The following is a 729-nucleotide window of genomic DNA, read 5'->3' as shown; positions in this document are numbered from 1 at the left end:
GTCTCGCCGGTCAGCTCGTCACGCACCGGAACCGACTCGTGCGGGCCCAGCCCCAGCCGCGGCATGTCCAAGGTCACCGTGGCCTCTTGGACGTGGTGCGGGTCCAGGTTCACGACCACCAGGACCGTGTCCCGTCCCGCGCGCTTGCTGTAGACGACGACCGAGTCGTTGTCGGCCTGGTGGAAGCGGAGGTTCCTGAGCTGCTGGAGGGCCCGGTGGTCGCGCCGGATCCTGTTGAGCGTGGTGATGAGCGGCGCGATGCCGCGCCCCTCACGCTCGGCCGCCGCCCAGTCGCGCGGCCGCAGTTGATACTTCTCGGAGTCCAGGTACTCCTCGCTGCCGGGGCCTGCCGGGGTGTTCTCGCACAGCTCGAAACCGGCGTACATGCCCCAGCTCGGCGCGAGGGTGGCGGCGAGCACGGCCCGCACCTCGAACGCCGGGCGTCCGCCCTCCTGGAGGTATTCGGACAGGATGTCCGGGGTGTTCACGAAGAGGTTGGGGCGCAGATAGTGCGCCGTCTCGGTGGACAACTCCCGCAGATAGTCGGTTAGTTCGTCCTTCGAGTTGCGCCAGGTGAAGTACGTGTACGACTGCTGGAATCCGGCTTGGGCCAGGGCCCGCATGATCGGGGGCCGGGTGAATGCCTCGGCCAGGAAGAGCACGTCCGGGTCGACCGCGTTGATCTCCGCGATCACCCGTTCCCAGAAGGCGACGGGTTTGGTGTGGGGG

1 pseudogene is annotated in these 729 nt (G+C 68.2%); it reads right to left on the bottom strand.

The annotated features are described in order from the left end of the window. Positions 1-729: pseudogene (locus STRAU_RS31545) on the bottom strand (alpha-1,4-glucan--maltose-1-phosphate maltosyltransferase); the annotation flags it as partial.

This window comes from Streptomyces aurantiacus JA 4570 (genome assembly GCF_000414115.1).
GTDB lineage: Bacteria > Actinomycetota > Actinomycetes > Streptomycetales > Streptomycetaceae > Streptomyces > Streptomyces aurantiacus_A.
Note: the sequence above shows the minus strand (reverse complement) of the source record. Positions and strands in the feature narration are given on the sequence as shown.